The organism is Brevundimonas sp., from assembly GCF_023259385.1.
GTDB lineage: Bacteria > Pseudomonadota > Alphaproteobacteria > Caulobacterales > Caulobacteraceae > Brevundimonas.
Genome location: NZ_JAHFPF010000043.1, coordinates 1 through 17067, shown reverse-complemented (window position 1 = coordinate 17067; position 17067 = coordinate 1). Strand labels below are relative to the sequence as shown.

General features: G+C 68.3%; 19 protein-coding genes and 1 pseudogene. 6 read left to right on the top strand and 14 right to left on the bottom strand.

All coding sequences use genetic code 11. The annotated features are described in order from the left end of the window. The 4 genes and pseudogenes from Q0C81_RS05080 to tig all read right to left on the bottom strand — a co-directional run. Window positions 1-355 (bottom strand): annotated as a pseudogene (locus Q0C81_RS05080) (hypothetical protein); the annotation flags it as partial. A gap of 111 nt (window positions 356-466) precedes the next feature. Continuing rightward, entirely contained in the window at window positions 467-1114 is a 648-nt protein-coding gene (locus tag Q0C81_RS05075) for an ATP-dependent Clp protease proteolytic subunit (protein WP_291834468.1), read from the bottom strand. Window positions 1115-1219: 105 nt separating this feature from the next. Beyond that, complete coding sequence (locus tag Q0C81_RS05070) at window positions 1220-2173, bottom strand: hypothetical protein (RefSeq protein ID WP_291834465.1); 954 nt, start codon at window positions 2171-2173, stop codon at window positions 1220-1222. 191 nt (window positions 2174-2364) lie between these two features. Then, a complete protein-coding gene (gene tig / locus Q0C81_RS05065; RefSeq protein WP_291834462.1) occupies window positions 2365-3708 on the bottom strand; it encodes a trigger factor in 1344 nt (447 codons plus the stop codon). Window positions 3709-3892: 184 nt separating this feature from the next. On the opposite strand from tig, the gene Q0C81_RS05060 reads away from it, so the two are divergent. Continuing rightward, entirely contained in the window at window positions 3893-4594 is a 702-nt protein-coding gene (locus tag Q0C81_RS05060; RefSeq protein ID WP_291834474.1) for an MBL fold metallo-hydrolase, read from the top strand. Here the strand turns inward: Q0C81_RS05060 and Q0C81_RS05055 are convergent. Then, window positions 4591-4863, bottom strand: a complete 273-nt coding sequence (locus Q0C81_RS05055) for a hypothetical protein (RefSeq protein WP_291834460.1) — start codon at window positions 4861-4863, stop codon at window positions 4591-4593. The genes Q0C81_RS05060 and Q0C81_RS05055 overlap by 4 nt on opposite strands. Window positions 4864-4991: 128 nt before the next feature. Between Q0C81_RS05055 and Q0C81_RS05050 the strand changes: the two genes are divergently transcribed. Both Q0C81_RS05050 and Q0C81_RS05045 read left to right on the top strand, forming a co-directional pair. Beyond that, a complete protein-coding gene (locus Q0C81_RS05050) occupies window positions 4992-5183 on the top strand; it encodes a hypothetical protein (RefSeq protein ID WP_291834457.1) in 192 nt (63 codons plus the stop codon). A gap of 128 nt (window positions 5184-5311) precedes the next feature. Then, on the top strand, window positions 5312-5533 hold the full coding sequence (locus Q0C81_RS05045; protein WP_291834454.1) for a general stress protein: 222 nt from the start codon (window positions 5312-5314) through the stop codon (window positions 5531-5533). 70 nt (window positions 5534-5603) lie between these two features. Here the strand turns inward: Q0C81_RS05045 and egtB are convergent, their stop codons facing one another. From egtB to Q0C81_RS05025, 4 genes are all read right to left on the bottom strand, one after another. Continuing rightward, a complete protein-coding gene (egtB, locus tag Q0C81_RS05040; protein ID WP_291834451.1) occupies window positions 5604-7760 on the bottom strand; it encodes an ergothioneine biosynthesis protein EgtB in 2157 nt (718 codons plus the stop codon). A gap of 93 nt (window positions 7761-7853) precedes the next feature. Next, window positions 7854-8867, bottom strand: a complete 1014-nt coding sequence (locus tag Q0C81_RS05035; protein WP_291834448.1) for a low specificity L-threonine aldolase — start codon at window positions 8865-8867, stop codon at window positions 7854-7856. 3 nt (window positions 8868-8870) lie between these two features. After that, complete coding sequence (locus Q0C81_RS05030) at window positions 8871-9848, bottom strand: mechanosensitive ion channel family protein (RefSeq protein ID WP_291834445.1); 978 nt, start codon at window positions 9846-9848, stop codon at window positions 8871-8873. Between the two features lie 50 nt (window positions 9849-9898). Beyond that, on the bottom strand, window positions 9899-10267 hold the full coding sequence (locus tag Q0C81_RS05025) for a DoxX family protein (protein WP_291834442.1): 369 nt from the start codon (window positions 10265-10267) through the stop codon (window positions 9899-9901). Window positions 10268-10374: 107 nt separating this feature from the next. On the opposite strand from Q0C81_RS05025, the gene Q0C81_RS05020 reads away from it, so the two are divergent. Then, on the top strand, window positions 10375-10812 hold the full coding sequence (locus tag Q0C81_RS05020; protein ID WP_291834440.1) for a MarR family winged helix-turn-helix transcriptional regulator: 438 nt from the start codon (window positions 10375-10377) through the stop codon (window positions 10810-10812). A 66-nt stretch (window positions 10813-10878) separates the two neighbouring features. Here Q0C81_RS05020 and Q0C81_RS05015 read toward each other — a convergent pair whose 3' ends face one another. From Q0C81_RS05015 to Q0C81_RS05005, 3 genes are all read right to left on the bottom strand, one after another. Next, window positions 10879-11322, bottom strand: a complete 444-nt coding sequence (locus Q0C81_RS05015) for an RcnB family protein (protein WP_291834437.1) — start codon at window positions 11320-11322, stop codon at window positions 10879-10881. A 151-nt stretch (window positions 11323-11473) separates the two neighbouring features. Beyond that, entirely contained in the window at window positions 11474-13288 is a 1815-nt protein-coding gene (locus Q0C81_RS05010) for an ATP-binding protein (protein WP_291834435.1), read from the bottom strand. 110 nt (window positions 13289-13398) lie between these two features. After that, window positions 13399-13695: a BolA family transcriptional regulator gene (locus Q0C81_RS05005; RefSeq protein ID WP_291834432.1), complete on the bottom strand. Its 297-nt coding sequence runs from the start codon at window positions 13693-13695 to the stop codon at window positions 13399-13401. Between the two features lie 45 nt (window positions 13696-13740). Between Q0C81_RS05005 and Q0C81_RS05000 the strand changes: the two genes are divergently transcribed. Next, window positions 13741-14412 carry a J domain-containing protein gene (locus Q0C81_RS05000; protein ID WP_291834429.1) on the top strand — a complete coding sequence of 224 codons (672 nt, stop codon included), beginning with the start codon at window positions 13741-13743 and terminating at the stop codon, window positions 14410-14412. Between the two features lie 170 nt (window positions 14413-14582). After that, a complete protein-coding gene (locus Q0C81_RS04995; RefSeq protein ID WP_291834425.1) occupies window positions 14583-15011 on the top strand; it encodes an organic hydroperoxide resistance protein in 429 nt (142 codons plus the stop codon). Here Q0C81_RS04995 and Q0C81_RS04990 read toward each other — a convergent pair. Then, complete coding sequence (locus tag Q0C81_RS04990) at window positions 15008-16135, bottom strand: ABC transporter permease (protein WP_291834422.1); 1128 nt, start codon at window positions 16133-16135, stop codon at window positions 15008-15010. The genes Q0C81_RS04995 and Q0C81_RS04990 overlap by 4 nt on opposite strands. Next, window positions 16135-17046 carry an ABC transporter ATP-binding protein gene (locus Q0C81_RS04985; RefSeq protein WP_367117978.1) on the bottom strand — a complete coding sequence of 304 codons (912 nt, stop codon included), beginning with the start codon at window positions 17044-17046 and terminating at the stop codon, window positions 16135-16137. The genes Q0C81_RS04990 and Q0C81_RS04985 overlap by 1 nt, the downstream gene beginning before the upstream one ends. Window positions 17047-17067 lie beyond the last annotated feature (21 nt).

Sequence of the window (17067 nt, the reverse complement as noted above, 5' to 3'; positions counted from 1 at the left end):
CAGCGCCGATGATCATGATGTTGGGATCGCAGGGGCCGTCCTTGATCGGCACGTTCAGGGCTTCGCCCGCCTGGACCAGGCCGTCGGCGATCTGCTGGCCGGCCTCGCGCTGGAAATTATAGACGCCGATGCAGACCGGTCCGCGCCAGCGGGCCAGACCACGCGACGGAACCGGATTGGACGCCCCCTCCGTGAAGCGCCGGACCTGTTCCTCCAGCCGCCCTGTGACCACCACATCCTCAAGGGCCGTCGCCTCGGCCTGCGCGGGCGCGGGCTGCGGCGCCTCTTGCGCGGCGGCCGCCGGCGCCGTCAGGCCCATGGACAGGGCGAACATCACGCCAAGAGCCGTTCTCATCACCACCCCCTCCAGCTGACGACAGAGAACGCTAGTAGACGAACAGACACAAAACAACCGCCGGACGCGCCGGCGGTTGTCAGGTCTCTCAGACGGGCATCGCCGTGCGGATCAGGCGCCGGGCGTCTTCACGCCGTCGGCGTCTGCCTGTTCGCGGCGGTCGTAGACGTGGTCCACGATGCCCCAGGCCTTGGCTTCCTCGGCCGACATGAAGTGGTCGCGGTCCAGGGTCTTCTCGACTTCCTCATAGGTCCGGCCGGTGTGTTCGACGTAGATCTCGTTGAGGCGCTTCTTGGTGTAGCGGATGTCGGCCGCGTGCAGCTCGATGTCCGAGGCCTGGCCGCGGAAACCACCCGAAGGCTGGTGCACCATGACCCGCGCGTTCGGCAGGGCCACGCGCTGGCCGGCGGCGCCGGCGGTCAGGATCAGCGAGCCGGCCGAGGCGGCCATGCCCATGCACACCGTCGAAACCGGCGAGCGGATGTATTGCATGGTGTCGTAGATCGCGAGCGCCGAGGACACCTGTCCGCCGGGGCTGTTGATGTACATGCTGATTTCCTTCTTCGGGTTCTCCGATTCCAGGAACAGCAGCTGGGCGCAGATCAGCGAGGCCATGCCGTCCTCGAAGGGACCGGTCAGGAAGATGATCCGTTCGCGCAGCAGGCGCGAGAAGATGTCGAAGGCGCGCTCGCCCCGGCTGGATTGCTCGACCACCATCGGGACGAGGTTCATGTTCATCAGTTCGATCGGATCGCGCATTCAGGCCTTCTCGGATGCTTTTGGGCGCGACTCAGCGGCCGCTGTCCCTCTTGGACAGGATATCGTCTTGAGGAAGCGTTCACGCAAGGCGGGGACGACGCTTCGTCACTCCGCCTTGTCCTCGTCCTCGGCGGGAGCCGCCGCCTGGGCCCGGCGATCATGGGCCATGGCGTTGGACACGGAGCTAGCCTGGTGGCTGGGCCGCAGCTGGTTCAGTTCCGCGTCATACAGGGCGCTCAGATAGCTGCGGTCCCAGTCGGTCATGCCGTCGATGCCGGCGCCGCCGGGCTGCTCGAACAGGTTCAGCACCGAGTTGAAGCTGCCGGTCGCCGCGTCCGGATCGATCTGGGCCAGCGCGACCATGGCGATGTAGTCGCTGAGCTGGTTGAAGTTCAGCCCTTCGGCGCGGCCGAAATCGACGATCACGAACACTCGGTCGAGATTGTTCTGGACCTGGGTCCGCAGGCGCGACGAGGCGAAGATCGCCGTCATGCGCGGCTCGTCGTCCTGACCGGGAATGCGAACCACGGGGGCGCCGGTCTGGGAATCGACCGGCAGGGCGACGTGCCACCAGCGGACCGGCGCTTCCGACGCCACGAACTTCTCCAGGGCGACGGCGCCGCGGTCCGATCCGCTCCAGTTCGGACGGAAGGCGCGCGGGGTGGCGTCGACCAGCGCCTGGGCCAGGGCCGGACCGTCGGAGGTGCCGATGATCACCACGTTCGCCTTGCAGCCCGGCTCGCCGGGCTCGAGCCCGACATCCATGGCCACCTGGGACACCCGATCGACCAGGTGCTGGGCGGCGGGGTTGCGGACATTGACCACGCCGACGCACACCCGGCGATCCCAGCGCGCGGGTCCACGCCCGGGCGAAGGCGCCGCGACCTCGTCGACGAAATTACGGATGGCGCGCTCCAGGCGCTGACGCTGGACGACGACGTCTTCCAGCTGAGTCGCCGACGGCGGAACCTGCGCCGCCGGAACGGGAGCCGCGGGCGGCGCCGGGTCCTGCAGGATCAAGGATCCCGCGACCGCGAAAGACGCAAACAGAACGCTCATCACCCACTCCCCAGGCGCAAACACCGGCCGCGACCCGCGTCACACGATTGTATTGCAAAGCTTCGCCGTCCTCCAGCGACCCCTGCGATCCCGCGGAATGATGGACCGGGACGACGCGCCTCCCAAGAAAAAAGCCGCCGCTGCGTCGGCAGCGGCGGCTTTTCGAGATCAGGTGCGGCTCAAAGGCGAGATCAGATCTCGTCTTCTTCCTTGAGCAGCTCTTCCTTGGTGATCGGGGTGTCGGTCACGTCGGCGGTTCCGAAGATCAGGTCGCAGACCTTCTCCTCATAGATCGGGGCGCGCATCTGGGCGGCGGCGTTCGGGTTCTGGCGATAGAAGTCCAACACCTGACGCTCCTGGCCCGGATAGTTGCGGGCCTCGTTCATGATGGCGTTGTTCAGTTCCTGGTCCGAGACCTGCACGTTGTTGGCGCGGCCGATCTCGGCGAGCACCAGACCCAGGCGCACGCGGCGCTCGGCGATCTTCTGGTACTCTTCCTTCAGCTTCTTGTCGGACTTCTTGGCGTCCTCTTCCGGCAGGCGGCCGGCGGCCTTGTCGGCCTCGACCTGCTGCCAGATGCCCTCGAACTCGGCTTCCACCATCTTCGGCGGCAGCGGGAAGCTGTGGGCCTTGTCCAGCTCGTCCAGCAGGGCGCGCTTCAGCTTGAAGCGGGCGGCGGCCGTGTACTGCTGGTTCAGGTTGTTGCGCAGCAGCTCCTTGAGCTTGTCCAGCGATTCCAGGCCGATGCGCTTAGCGAACTCTTCGTCGACCTTGGCTTCGGCCTCGGCCTTGATGGCCTTCACGGTGATGTCGAAGGTGGCCTTCTTACCGGCCAGGTGAGCGGCCTGATAATCCTCGGGGAAGGTGACCTCGATGGTCTTCTCTTCGCCGACCTTGGCGCCCTTCAGCTGCTCTTCGAAGCCCGGGATGAAGCGGTTCGAACCGATCACCAGGTCGGCGTCGGTGGCGGCGCCGCCTTCGAAGGGCTCGCCGTCCAGTTTGCCCAGGAAGTCGATGGTCAGCTGGTCGCCGTCGGCGGCCTTGACCGTCTTGCCCTTCTTGTCCTCGTAGGACTTGGCCTGGCCGGCCAGCTCCGTCAGGGCCTCGTCCAGATCGGCGTCCGACGCTTCATAGGTCGGGCGGGCCAGCTTCAGGGTCTTGGGATCGACCGGGGTGAAGTCCGGCATGACTTCCAGGGCCATTTCGTAGGCCAGGTCTTCCTGACCGGCGATGACCTTGTCCATGTCCGAGGTCAGCTTCATCTCGGCCGGAGCGGCCGGACGCACCTTGGCGTCGTCCAGGGCCTTCTGGCTGGAGCTGTTCAGCTGGTCGTTGATGATCTCGCCCATCAGGTCGCGGCCGAACGTCTTCTTGACGTGAGCCAGCGGCACCTTGCCCGGACGGAAGCCCTTCAGCTTCATCTGCGGCGCGACTTCCTTCAGGCGCGCGTCCAGCTTTTCGTTCAGCTCGGCGACGGGGATGGTCACCGCGATGACGCGGCTCAGGCCTTCGGAGGACTTTTCGACGACTTGCATGGTCGGGGTTCTGACGCTCTGTGGCGGCGCCAATGAGGCCGGCGCGCGCGGTGTGGGATAAAGCAGAAGGGCCGCCCTTTGGAGGCGGCGCCTTTGAAGCCCGCCCTTATGTCGATGACCGCCCCAAAGGTCAACGTGAGCCGGGGCGGTTTCGGTGGAGGCCCGGCGCGGCTATCTGTGCCGGATGAGCCAGTCCCCCTCCCCGATCGGCGTCGGCGTCGTTCCCGTCACCCCGCTGCAACAGAACTGCACCATCGTCTGGTGCCGCAAGACGAAGAAGGCCGCGATCATCGATCCGGGCGCCTCCGTCGATGGCCTGCTGGCCGCCGTGAGACAGAACGGCCTGACCCTGGAGGCCATCTGGATCACCCACGGCCACCTCGACCACGCCGGCGGCGCCGCCGAGATGCAGGAGAAGACCGGGCTGGACATCATCGGCCCGCACGAGGCCGATCAGTTCTGGATCGACCAGATCCCGGCCAACGGCCTGATGTACGGCATTCCCGATGCGCGCAGCTTCACCCCGACCCGCTGGCTGGGCGACGGCGACACGCTGACGCTCGGCGAGACGACGTGGGAGGTCTACCACTGCCCCGGGCACACCCCCGGCCATGTCGTCTTCTTCAACCGCGAGGCCCGGTTCGCCCAGGTCGGCGATGTGCTGTTCCAGGGCTCCATCGGCCGCACCGACTTCCCGCGCAGCGATCACGGCGCCCTGCTGGACGCCATCGTGACCAAGCTCTGGCCTCTCGGCGACGACGTGACCTTCGTCCCCGGACACGGCTCTTCCTCGACCTTCGGGGCCGAGCGGCGGAGCAATCCCTTCGTCTCGGACGAAGCCCTGAAGCACGCGCCGATCGCCCGCCCGGCCAGCGGTCCCTCTTAGCGGGCGGCCAGCAGGCCGATCAGCAGGCCGATGCCCAGCGCATAGAGCGAATAGCGGATCGGCTCGTCCTCGACCGTGTGACGCAGGCGGCCGGCGCGGGCCCTGCCCCAGTCGCTCACCAGACGCGCGTCCTCCTTCAGGGCCTGCCGCAGCGGCCGGACGCCCAGCCGGCGCATCTCGTCCCGCTGAAGGATCTCCGCCGCCTCGCGGTCCAGGCGTGACGATGGCGTCTCCGGATCGTCGATGTCGTCGGCATAGGTCTCGGTCATGGGCGGGCTCCGGGTTCCAGGAGGGCGTCAGGCCTTTTCAATCCGCCGCCCCCGAGGACGGTTCCGCGCACGTATCGTGATGAAACAGCCCCCGCGCGACGGCGTTGGTTCAGGCGAAAGGAACCGCCATGACCCATGTAGAGCCCGACAGCCCGGACATCGATCCCGGGGCCACGCCGCCCGAGACGCCCGCCCCCTCGCCGGACCTGGAACCGGAGATTCTTCCGCCCGACACGCCGGAGCCGGATATCGACCCCGGCGCCCTCCCCGAAGAAGCGCCCCAGCGGGATGTCGCCGCCCCCGCGCGTCGATTCGCCTGACCGGGGAGAAGGCCCGATCGGCAAGCCCCTTTGATTCGTTCGCATTTCCGTGACCGAAAGGCCGGAACCGGACGGGAGTCAGGGGGTTCTTTTCGCAACCGCCACCGTCGCCACGAAAGGAACTCCAGATGGCTCAAGGTCAGCCCACCCGAGCCTCCGGCGTGTCCAAGCGGGGCTTCGCCTCGATGGACCCGGAACGCCAGCGCGAGATCGCCCGCAAGGGCGGCGCCAGCGTGCCCAGCGAAAAACGCAGCTTCTCCCAAGACCGCAGCCTCGCCGCCCAGGCCGGCCGCAAGGGGGGCGAAGCGTCCCACGGGTCTCGGACGACGCGCACGCCCGACGCCGAATAGGCGTCTCTCCCGACAGATCTTCACAGGGGCGGCGCCGAACGCGCCGCCCTTTGTCGTTCCGGCGGCCGGTTCAGGCCTCCAGCAGGGCCAGAGCCACCGACGGCGCCGGGCCTTCGCGGAACTCGGCCACACGCCAGCCCGACGAGGCGGCGATGTCGCGCACCGAGGCTTCCGTGAATTTGCGCGAGTTCTCGGTGTGGACGGTCTCGCCGCGGGCGAAGACGACGCGCCGCCCGCCGATGTGGATCGCCATATGCCGCGTCGCCTGCAGGTGCATTTCCATGCGCGAGGCCTCGGCGTTCCAGACGGCGCGGTGAGCGAAGGCGTCGACGTCGAAATCCGCGCCCAGTTCGCGATTGGCGCGGACCAGCAGGTTGCGGTTGAAGGCGGCGGTCACCCCCTGCGCATCGTCATAGGCGGCGACCAGCGTCGCCGGGTCCTTGACCAGATCCACCCCCAGCACGAACAGGGCGTCGTCCCCCAGCAGGCGCCGCGCGCCCTTCAGGAAGGCCACGGCCTCATCGGGCGTCAGATTGCCGATGGTCGATCCCGGGAAGAAGCCGACCTTGCGCCCCTGCCCCAGCCCCGCCGGCAGTTCGCCCAGGGCCAGGAAGTCGCCGACCACCGGAATGACCTCCAGCTTGGGATAGGCCTCGCGGATGCGGTCGGCGGCGGCGTCCAGCGCGTCGGGGCTGATGTCGACGGGCACATAGGCGGACAGCTCCGGAGCGGCGTCCAGCACGATGCGGGTCTTCTCGCTGGCGCCCGAGCCGAACTCGACCAGCACCGCGCCCGCGCCGAACCGAGGGGCCCAGTCCGGGGCGACAGTGCGCAACAGGCCCGCCTCCTGCCGCGTCGGATAGTATTCCGGCAGCCGGGTGATCTCTTCGAACAGGTCCGAACCCGCCCCGTCATAGAACCATTTCGGCGAGGTCCGTTTCGGCGAGGACGACAGGCCCGCGATCAGGTCGTCGCGGAAGGCCGCGTTCTCGTCATCCGACATCCGCGGTCCATCGTTGCGCGCATCCAACGCCAGCCGCAGGCCCGCGAAGGCCCAGCGCTGGTGCGGATAGAAGAAGTTTCGGTAGGTGACCCGGGCATGCCCGTCCGGCGTCGCGAAGCTGGATCCCCGCAGCACCGCCTGGTTGATCATGAACTTGCCGTTGTACTCGGACGCCGTTCCCTCGGTCGGCGTGAAGCCCGGATAGGGAGAATAGGCGGACGCCGTCCACTGCCAGACCTCGCCGAAGGCGTTGGACAGCAGGTCCGGACGGGTTTCCACCGCATGTTCCCACTCCGCCTCGGTCGGCAGGCGGCGGCCGGACCAGCGCGCGAAGGCGTCGGCCTCGTACAGGCTGACATGACGGACAGGCGCGGCCGGATCGACCGCCTTGCGCCCCGTCAGCCCCATCACCGACCAGCCGTCCTCGCCCGGCGACCAGTACAGCGGAGCCGTCCAGCCCTCGGCCTTCACCGTGGCCCAGCCGTCCGCCAGCCACAGCTCCGGCCGCGCATAGCCGCCGTCCTCGATGAAGCGGATCCAGTCGCCGTTGGTCACCAGGTCGTTGGCCAGCGCATAGGGCTCCAGCCAGACGCGGTGCCGCGGCCCCTCGTTGTCGAAGGCGAAGTCATCGTCGTCGTGGCCGATCTCGACCAGGCCGCCGGCGAAGACCGTCTCCCCGCCCCGCGACGGCTCGACCGGGCCCGAGCGCGGCTCCTTGCCATAGGCGGCGGGCGCCAGGGGCGAGTGGGACAGCAGGTTCAGCATATCCATCAGGAACAGCTCCTGATGCTGCTGGTCGTGATGCAGACCCAGGGTGAACAGATAGCGGGACCGCGCGTCGGCCTCCTTCCGCCCCAGCCAGTCGACCATCCGACGGTCGATCTCGCGCCGGTAGGCCATCACCTCGTCCAGCGACGGGCGGGTCATCAGCCCGCGCTCGGGCCGCGCCACGCGCTCGCCCAGCGCCTCGTAGTAGCTGTTGAACAGGATCTGCCAGCGGTCGTCGACGGGCCGGTAGCCGGGCGTCTGCGACAGGATCATCGCCTCGAAGAACCAGCTGGTGTGGGCCAGATGCCATTTGCCGGGGCTGCAGTCGGCCATCGACTGGGCGGACAGGTCCTCCGCCGACAGGCCCCGGGCCAATTCGGGCATCGCCGCCCGAACCGTCAGGAACAGGTCGACGTCGTCGTCAAGATTCGGCCGGATCGGCGAATGCACGTTCATGCGGACTGGGCTCCCCCGCCGTGGACCCCGAACATGGGGCTGAGTCAGCCTAACTGCCAGCCCGCCGGAACCGTTCCTGTCAGCAGGCCGGCGTCAAAGCCCGCGCATGGCCTCGAGCAGCTCGTCGACCACCTCTTCCCGCGTCGCCCAGGAGCAGACGAAGCGCACCGAGCCGTCGTCGAAGCGGTAGCAGGCCCAGCCCAGGTCGTTCAGCCGCTGGTGCGCCTTGGGCGACATGCGCACGAAGACCGCATTGGCCTCGACCGGATGGGCCAGGGCGAAGCTGGTGTTTGACGAAACCCCGGCGGCCAGGCGCTGGGCCATCAGATTGGCGTGGGCGCCGCCGTCCTCCCAAGCCTTGCTCTCCAGCAGGCCGAGGAAGGGCCCGGCCAGGAAGCGGCCCTTGGAGGCCGTCTGTCCCGCCTGTTTCAGCCGGTTGTCGATCCGCCGCGCCAGCGACTTGTCGAACATGACGATGGCTTCAGTGCAGTTGGCGCCCGCCTTCGCCCCGCCGAACACCAGGATGTCCACGCCCAGCCGGGCGATCTGGGTCAGGTCGAAACCCGCCGCCGCCGCATTGGCCAGCCGCGCCCCGTCCATGTGTACGCCATAGCCCTTGGCCTTCACCGGCTCGATCAGGTGGCGTAGTTCTTCCTCAGTGTAGACCGTGCCGTATTCGGTCGACTGGGTCAGGCTCAGCGCCGCGGCGGGCTGGCGGTGGCTGACCTCGGGCTCGTCCAGCGCCGCCTGCAGCGCCGCCAGCTCGATCTTGCCGGAAAAACCCGGCAGGCCGACCAGGCCCACGCCCTGACCGAAGAAGCCCGGCGCCCCGGTCTCATCCGTGCAGATATGGGCCGCATGGTGGGCCAGCACCGCTTCGTGCGGCCAGGCCAGCATCGACAGGGCGATGGAATTGGCGGCCGTGCCCGAGAAGACGAAGCGCACCTCGGCGTCCGCATCCAGCCTTTGCCGGATCTGGTCCGCGGCGCGGGCGGTGACGTCGTCCGCCCCATAGGCGCGGGCATAGCCCTCATTGGCCGCGATCAGCCCCTGCAGGGCCGCGGGCGCCATGCCGGCGGTGTTGTCCGAACCGAAGTCGTAACGCACGCCCTACCCCTCGCTGCCGTGGTCCGTGGCCGGCTGGCCCGGCGCCGGATCGCTGCTTTTGCCCCTGCGGACCCTCGGCGCAGGCGGCGCTTCGGGCTCGTCCTCGTCGCCATACGGCACAGCCACCTGATGGGGGAAGGGAATCTCGATGTTTGCGGCGTCCAGCGCCTCTTTCGCGGCCTGCAGCACGTCGGCCTTGGCCTGCCAGTAGTCGCCCGACTTGGTCCAGGCCTGCAGCGTCATCTCGACCGAACTGTCCCGCAGGGCCGTCACCCCCGCCCACGGCGCGGGATCGGCCAGCACATGCTCGTGCGCCGCCGCCGCCCCGACCAGCGCCTCGCGGGCGGTGTTCAGGTTGTCGCCGTAGCCGACGCCGATCTTCAGCTCCATCCTCCGCGTCCGCTGGCCGGACAGGTTCAGGATGGTGTCGCCAAAGACCTTGGAGTTGGGCACCACGATCTTGACGTTGTTGGCGTCCGACATCTGGGTCAGGAACAGGTCCAGCCGCTGCACCGTGCCGACCCGCCCGCCCACGTCGATCAGGTCTCCGACGCGATAGGGCCGCAGGATCAGCAGCATGACGCCCGCCGCCACATTGGACAGCGTCCCTTGCAGCGCCAGGCCGACCGCCAGCGAGGCGGCGCCCAGCACGGCGATGATCGAGGTCGTCTGCACGCCAAGCCGCTGCAGCACGGCGATGAAGCCGATCAGGAAGACGATGACCCGCACCACCTGGACGGCGAAGCTGAGCACCGTCGGATCCTGGCGGAAGCCGCGCACCCGCCCCAGCCCCCTGCGCGTCATGCTCGACGCCCAGCGCGAGGCGAAGATGGTGACGATGAAGATCAGGATGGCGATGGACAGGTTGATCGCGAAGTCGCCGGCCATGTCGGTCAGCTTGGCGATCATGGCGGCGTCGACCGCGGCGGCCTTCTGGCCCGCGGCCACCGCCTCGTTCAGGGGAGCGACGAGGTTGGTCATGGGCCGGGTCTAACGCCTGACCCGGCGATTGGAACCCTCCTCCGCGATTTTCAACCGCCGCAGGCGGCCAGAAGCAGCCCGCCGATCAGCGCGATATTGCCGGTGAAGGCGTTCTGCGAGGTCTGGCGCATCTCCGGGGGCTGACGCCAGAAATCCAGCAGGGTCAGGTTGGCCACCACGGTGAAGACGATCAGCGCCGCCGCCGCGAACGGGATCAGCACCCCGACGATCAGCAGGCCGCCCCCCGCGATCTGAAGCAGCGACCCCAGCGTCAGTAGAGTCGCCGGGAACGGCCAGCGCCGGCTGGCCAGCCATCCGGTCAGATGGCGGAAGTGGAAGAAGTGCTGGATCCCGGCCCAGGCGAACACGCCGCCCATCAGGATCAGGCCGAGGTGGGGATGGGGTTGGAAGTCGAACATGGGACCGTCTCCGTGTCTGAGGCTTGCCCGGCTCCGCCGGATGTGGCTCTCTGTCTTCGATATCTAATCGATAGATATCTAATCATTCGATGTCTACAAGTAATTTCATGTCGCCTGAAGACTCTCCGATCGGTCTCGTTCTGGCCAAGGCCGCCAAGGGCTGCGGACGCGCGTTCGAGGACGCCCTGGCCGCCGCCGGCGGCTCCACCCCGGTCTGGCTGATCCTGCTGGCGCTGGTGCAGGGGCCGCACAGGACCCAGACCGAAGTGGCTGCGGCCGTGGGGATCCAGGGCCCTACCCTGACCCATCATCTGAACAACATGGAGCGGGACGGCCTGATCGAACGCACCCGCCTGCCCGAGAACCGCCGGGTGCATCAGGTGTCGCTCACCTCCTCCGGCCGGGACCTGTTCAACCGGCTGCGTCAGGCGGCCATGACCCACGACGCCCGCGTCCGGGAGGGGTTCACGCCGGAGGAGCTGACCGTTCTTCGCGGCCTGCTGCTCCGACTCTCGGCCAACGTCCCGGACGTGCAGCTGCTCTAGGTCAGAATCGAAAACGCCCCGGAAGTCTCCTCCCGGGGCGTTTCAGTCAGCTCAGATCGTCAGGCTTTAGTTGAACAGGCCCGCGATGACGGCCGTGATCAGGCCGGTGGCGACGGCGGTCAGGACCACGTCATTGCCGCTGCGGACATACTGGTAGCCCGAAGGCGGCTGGCGCAGGCCGTAGCGGTTGTAGTCGCGGACCACATAGGCGCTGCCGCGATAGTTGGCGGGCATCCGCTGGCCATAGGCCCAGGCGCGGGTCTGATAGCCGCGCGGCGGGGTGTAGCGGCCCGCGCTGTAGCGGCGTTGCGACTGCTGCCAGCGGGCATAGGCGCGTTGGTCCTGACGGGCCTCGCGACGGTCGTCCCGGCGATCAGCCCGGTCATCGCGGCGGTCCTGGCGCTGTTCGTAGCGATCCTGGCCGCGCGACTGCGCTTCGGCGGCGGAGGCCATCCCGACCGAGCCCAGAGCCAGGGTGGCGGCGATTGCGGCGGTGAGAACCTTTTTCATGGTCGTGTCTCCAGTTGCGGCCGAAGGATTTCGACTTGCCCGCAATCTGGACCCCGGCCCTTGAGCCGGGTCTGAACAGCCGTGCTCACCCGAGGTTCAGCGGGCGGGCGGCTTTTGAACGCCAGTGTTTCAGCGCTGTTACGCGGCCGCCTTACGCGGCCTGGGCCTCTTGCACGGTCGACAGCGCCCGCACACCAGCACGCCCCGCGCTGACGCGGTTCATGACCATGGCCAGGGCGGCGAAGTCGATCGGCTTGTTCAGATAGGCGTCGGCGCCCGCGTCCAGGCCCGCCTGGTGATCCTCGGTGCGGGCCGAGGCCGACAGCACCACCACCGGCGTGTCGCAGTTCGGGCCGGTCCCGGCGCGGATGGCGCGGGTGGCGGTCAGACCGTCCATCACCGGCATGTTCACGTCCATGATGACCAGGTCGAAGCGCTGCTCGCCCGCGGCCTCGATGGCGATCTGGCCGTTCTCGGCGGTGGCCGAGGTATGGCCCGCCGACGACATCCAGGCCTCCAGGATCATCCGGTTCACCGGGTGATCCTCGACGATCAGCACGTTCAGGGCCTGGCCGCCCTCGATCTCGGCGACGATGGCCTCGGCCGCGTCTTCGTCGATCCAGCGAACCACTTCGGCCTCGACGCTGAAGGTGAAGGTCGAGCCCTCGCCCACGGTCGATTCCACGGTGATGTCGCCGCCCATGATGTTGGCCATGCGGCGCGAGATGGTCAGGCCCAGCCCGGTGCCGCCGAAGCGGCGCGTGGATGAGGCGTCGACCTGGGTGAAGGGCTGGAACAGGCGCTCCAGATCTTCCGGCGCGATGCCCGAGCCCGAGTCGCGGATCATGAAGTCGAAGCGCACGGCCTGGTCGCTCAGCCGTTCGCCGCGCACCGTATAGGTGATCGTCCCGGCGTCGGTGAACTTGACCGCATTGGACAGCAGGTTGTGGATCACCTGGCAGACGCGCAGCGGATCGCCGCGCACCACGGCCGGGACCTCGCCCTCGCGCACGGCCACGAAGTCCAGGCCCTTGGCTTCCGCCTGCGCCTGGAACGGACCGGTGACGCGTTTGTCCAGATCCTCGACGTTCACGTCGACGACCTCGAAGGTCATCTTGCCGGCCTCGATCTTGGTCATGTCGAGGATGTCGTTCAGCAGCGACAGCAGATTGTCGCCCGAGTTGCGGATGATCGACAGATATTCGCGCTGCGTCGGCTCCAGGCGGGTCGCCGCCAGCAGTTGGGCCGCGCCCAGCACCCCGTTCATCGGCGTGCGCAGCTCGTGCGAGATCACGCCCAGGAAGTTGGACTTGGCGTCATTGGCGGCGTTGGCCTTGTCGCGCGCCGATTCCAGCTCCTCGATCAGGTGAGCCTGATGCTCCTGGAAGGCGCGGATGCGCTCTTCCCGCAGCATGGTCATGGTGACCAGCACGAACAGGCCGGCCGCGGTGAACGGGACCACGGCCAGGAACTGCCAGAACTCGGGCGTGCCCCACAGGCTGCCGGCGATGATCAGCGCGGCGGCGCCGTAGGGCGAGGAGATCACGATGGCCTGACGCGGCGAGCTGCGAAGCTGCGCGAACACCAGCACATAGCCGGCGACCAGAAGGGTCATGCCCAGCGAGGGGCCGAAGGTGGCGCCCGAGAACCAGGCCAGCAGCGGCGCGGCGGCCCAGGCAGCGGTCGTGGCGGTGGCGACCGCCGGGAAGACCAGCCCCCAGCCGGCGCCGACGCGCTGGCTGATGCGCTTCTCGACCGCGCCGCGCAGGGCGCCCGCGGCCAGGGTGCCGACGAACCACAGGGTGGCGGCGGTCCAGCCGACCGTGGCCAGCAGGCCGATCGCCCAGCTGGCGATGATCAGGTAGCGCAGATACTGGGTTTGAAGGATGGCGCGCAGGGCCTGCGCGGCTTCCCCGGAGTCCGGATCGCTGCCGACGGGCTTCCCGATGCCGTCCGATTCAACCATTCCAGCCCCGCGATGCGATTGCACAACCCGGCGCGGACGCTACGGGGAACCCCCTAAGACGAAGTGAACGCTGACGCTTCTATGACAAACTCTGTTCGCTGATCTTAACCCTACGCGGCCTCGGCCGGCGTCAGGGCCTTGATCGAGAGCGCATGGACCGGACCGGCCAGCTCGTCGCGCAACAGGCCGTTCACCGCCCGCTGGCGCTGCACCCGTCCCTGCCCCTCGAAGGCCGCCGAGACCACCGTCAGATTGAAGTGGCTCTCGCCGCCGGGCTGCGCGTCCATGCCGCCTTCGTGATGGTGACCGGCGTGCCGCCAGCTGTCGTCCTCGATCTCCAGACGCTCCGGAGCCAGCCCGGCGGTCAGTTTCTGGCGGATAATCGTCGCGATCGGCCCTTCGGGCATCGTCAAGTCCTTGTTGCGGTCTAATTCAGCCCTACACTTCGGGCGATGTCGTCTGCCTTTCAATACACGCCGCGCTTCAAGGACATGCGCATCAAGCCGCCCAAGCCCGAAGAGGAGGCTGCGGAGGCCGATGTCCTGCATCTCAAGCCCGGCGAGAAGCCCTGCAACTGGCCGGACTGCCGCCAGGCCGCCACGGCCCGGGCGCCGAAGTCGCGCGAGCGGTTGAACGATTTCTACGACTTCTGTCAGCGCCACGCGGGCGAGTACAACAAGGGCTGGAACTTCTATGCCGGCATGAGCGAGGGCGAGGTCCGCGCCGCTCAGGAAAATGAGGCCATGACGGGCGGCCGCCCGACCTGGGAGATGCAGGCCGGCAAGTTCACGCGCGAGGCCGCCGCCTTCGCCGCCAAGATGGGCACGTCCAACAACACCGGCGCCGGCTCATGGCGCGACAGCTTCGGCCTGTTCGGCCGCCGCACCAAAGAACAGGCGGGGCCCGAGGGCCAGGACGATCTGCGCCTCGGCAAGCTGGAACGGGCGGCCCTGTCCGACCTCGACCTGGACGCCCGCACCGACAAGAAGGCGGTCAAGGCGCGCTATCACGAGCTGCTGAAGCGCTTCCACCCCGACCTGAACCAGGGCGACCGCGGCGCCGAGGCCAAACTCCAGCGCGTGATCAAGGCCTACAAGACGCTGAAGAAGGCCGGGCTGGCCTAGGCTTGCCCGGCGCGCCGCCTTCCCCTGCGTGAGGGCTTCAGCGTTTAGTTATCGAGAAAAATGATTTCGCGACATCTTTCTGGCTGGACTCTCCACGCAGGCGTGCCTACCTAGTCGTTATCGCGATAACAAAGCGCCGCTCGCGACGGCTCTCACGATGGAGACCTGACATGCAAGTCCTCTACACCGCCCACGCCACCTCGACCGGAGGCGGCCGCGACGAGGGCCGCTCGACCACCGACGACGGCAAGATCGACGTCCTGCTCTCCCTGCCCGCCGAAATGGGCGGCAAGGGCGGCGCCGGGACCAATCCGGAGCAGCTGTTCGCGGCCGGCTACGCCGCCTGCTACATGGGCGCCCTGCGCCTGGTCAGCGGCAAGGCGGGCACGCCGGTCGGCCCCGACACCAAGATCAGCACCTCGGTCGGCATCGGTCCGAACACCCGCGGCGAAGGCTTCAACCTGGACATCGCCATCAAGGTCACCGACCACGGCCTCGACCAGGCCGTCATCGACGACCTGATCCAGAAGGCCCACCAGGTCTGCCCGTACTCGAACGCCACCCGCGGCAACGTCGACGTGGACCTGTCGGCGGCCTAATCGAGGGTGGTCCGGTAGCGCAGCATCGCCAGCGTCCCGACCACCATCACGAACAGCGTCAGGGCCAGCAGGCTGGGGCCTGCGTTCTCGATCCCGACGCCCTTCAGCAGCGATCCCCGCACCACCCGCAGGAAGTGGGTGACGGGGATCGCCTCGCCAATCGCCTGCGCCCAGCCCGGCATGCCCCGGAACGGGAACATGAAGCCCGACAGCAGGATCGACGGCAGCATGTAGAAGAAGCTCATCTGCATGGCCTGCAGCTGGGTCTTGGCCAGGGTCGAGATCAGGAAGCCCAGCGCCAGCGAGCCGACGATGAACAGGTTCAGCCCCAGGATCAGGGCGATCCAGCCGCCGCTCATCGGCACGGCGAACAGCACCCGCGCCATCACCAGGATCACCGCCGCCTGGATCAGTCCGACCAGGACATAGGGGCTCAGCTTGCCCACCATGACCTCGAGCGGCCGGACCGGCGTCGCCAGCAGGCTCTCCATCGTGCCCCGCTCGCGCTCCCGCGCCATGCCCAGCGAGGTCATCATCACCAGGGTCATCGACAGGATCACGCCCAGCAGGCCGGGCACGATGTTGAAGGCGGTGACGGCCTCGGGATTGTACCGGCGGTGCACCACCACCTCGAACGGCTGGGCGCCCGGCGCCCGGTCGGCCAGCGGCCCGGTCAGCTCGCGCGCCAGCGCCTGCTGCGGCAGGCTGGCGATCGCCGCCACCGCCCCGCTGGTCGCCGAGGGATCGGCGGCGTCGGCCTCGACCAGGATCTGGGCCTTGTCGCCCCGCACCACGCGCCGGGTGAAGTCGGCCGGGATCACCACCGCGAACTGCACTTCGCCCCGCGCCAGCGCCCGGTCCAGCTCGCCCTGGCTGCGCGCCTGCAGGGTGATCTCGAAATAGCCGCTGTTGTCCAGCGCGGTCAGGATCGAGCGCGAGAAGCCGCCGTTGTCCTGCACCAGCACCGCCGTCGGCAGGTTCCGGGGATCGTCGTTGATCGCATAGCCGAACAGCAGCAGCTGCATGATCGGCAGGGCCAGGATCATGGCGTAGGTCAGCCGGTCGCGCGTCAGCTGGATGAACTCCTTGGCCATCACGGCCCAGGTGCGGGTCAGGGAGAACATCAAGCCGCCTCCCGCGCCTTCCCGGCCTCGATGTCGTGGATCATCTGAATGAAGACGTCCTCCAGCGTCGGCCGCGTCTCGGTCCATTTCAGCGGGGCCTTGCGCAGCGGCGCGATCGCCGCCTCCAGCGCCGCCCGGTCGCGGCCCGAGACGTGCAGCACCGTGCCGAACGGCGCGACCATCTCCACCCCCGGCTTGCCGCGCAGCTCAGGCGCCAGGCGATCCGCCCCCGGCCCCTCGGCATGGAAGGTGATCAGGCCCGAGCCGTCGATCACCTCGTCCGCCGTCCCGCGCGCCAGGGTCCGGCCGCCCGCGATATAGGCGATCTCGTGACAGCGCTCGGCCTCGTCCATGTAGTGGGTCGAGACCAGCACCGTCATGCCGTCCGCCGCCAGGGCGTGGATCTCGTCCCAGAAGGTGCGCCGCGCCTCCGGATCGACCCCGGCCGTAGGCTCGTCCAGCAGCAGCAGGTCCGGCTGGTGCAGGGTCGCCGCCGCCAGCGCCAGCCGCTGCTTCCACCCGCCCGACAGCGTCCCGGCCAGCTGCGCCCGCCGCTCGACCAGCCCCAGCCGCTCCAGCGCCGCCTGCACCGTCGCCCGGCGGGTCTTCAGTTCGTGAATCCGGGCGGTGAAGGTCAGGTTCTGCTCGATCGACAGGTCTTCGTAGAGCGAGAATTTCTGGGTCATGTAGCCGACCCGCGTCTTGATCTCGCGCGACTGCCGCATGACGTCGAAGCCCAGCACCGTCCCCTCGCCGCTGTCCGGGGTCAGCAGGCCGCACAGCATCCGCAGGGTCGTCGTCTTGCCCGCGCCGTTCGGCCCCAGGAAGCCGCAGATGCGCCCGCGCTCGACCGTGATGCCGAAGTCCTTCACCGCATGCAGCGACCCGAAGGACTTGTTCAGCCCCCGCACATCGATGACCGGGTCCTCGCC

Bases quoted from the DNA above. Each gene is read 5' to 3' on its own strand.
- egtB (WP_291834451.1), bottom strand. From the start codon at position 7,760: ATGAACGTGCATTCGCCGATCCGGCCGAATCTTGACGACGACGTCGAC.
- Q0C81_RS05020 (WP_291834440.1), top strand. From the start codon at position 10,375: ATGTCGCCTGAAGACTCTCCGATCGGTCTCGTTCTGGCCAAGGCCGCC.
- Q0C81_RS05075 (WP_291834468.1), bottom strand. From the start codon at position 1,114: ATGCGCGATCCGATCGAACTGATGAACATGAACCTCGTCCCGATGGTG.
- Q0C81_RS05050 (WP_291834457.1), top strand. From the start codon at position 4,992: ATGACCCATGTAGAGCCCGACAGCCCGGACATCGATCCCGGGGCCACG.
- Q0C81_RS05070 (WP_291834465.1), bottom strand. From the start codon at position 2,173: ATGAGCGTTCTGTTTGCGTCTTTCGCGGTCGCGGGATCCTTGATCCTG.
- Q0C81_RS05045 (WP_291834454.1), top strand. From the start codon at position 5,312: ATGGCTCAAGGTCAGCCCACCCGAGCCTCCGGCGTGTCCAAGCGGGGC.
- Q0C81_RS04995 (WP_291834425.1), top strand. From the start codon at position 14,583: ATGCAAGTCCTCTACACCGCCCACGCCACCTCGACCGGAGGCGGCCGC.
- Q0C81_RS05005 (WP_291834432.1), bottom strand. From the start codon at position 13,695: ATGCCCGAAGGGCCGATCGCGACGATTATCCGCCAGAAACTGACCGCC.
- Q0C81_RS05060 (WP_291834474.1), top strand. From the start codon at position 3,893: ATGAGCCAGTCCCCCTCCCCGATCGGCGTCGGCGTCGTTCCCGTCACC.
- Q0C81_RS05015 (WP_291834437.1), bottom strand. From the start codon at position 11,322: ATGAAAAAGGTTCTCACCGCCGCAATCGCCGCCACCCTGGCTCTGGGC.
- Q0C81_RS04990 (WP_291834422.1), bottom strand. From the start codon at position 16,135: ATGTTCTCCCTGACCCGCACCTGGGCCGTGATGGCCAAGGAGTTCATC.
- Q0C81_RS05025 (WP_291834442.1), bottom strand. From the start codon at position 10,267: ATGTTCGACTTCCAACCCCATCCCCACCTCGGCCTGATCCTGATGGGC.
- Q0C81_RS05055 (WP_291834460.1), bottom strand. From the start codon at position 4,863: ATGACCGAGACCTATGCCGACGACATCGACGATCCGGAGACGCCATCG.
- Q0C81_RS05030 (WP_291834445.1), bottom strand. From the start codon at position 9,848: ATGACCAACCTCGTCGCTCCCCTGAACGAGGCGGTGGCCGCGGGCCAG.
- Q0C81_RS05000 (WP_291834429.1), top strand. From the start codon at position 13,741: ATGTCGTCTGCCTTTCAATACACGCCGCGCTTCAAGGACATGCGCATC.
- Q0C81_RS05010 (WP_291834435.1), bottom strand. From the start codon at position 13,288: ATGGTTGAATCGGACGGCATCGGGAAGCCCGTCGGCAGCGATCCGGAC.
- tig (WP_291834462.1), bottom strand. From the start codon at position 3,708: ATGCAAGTCGTCGAAAAGTCCTCCGAAGGCCTGAGCCGCGTCATCGCG.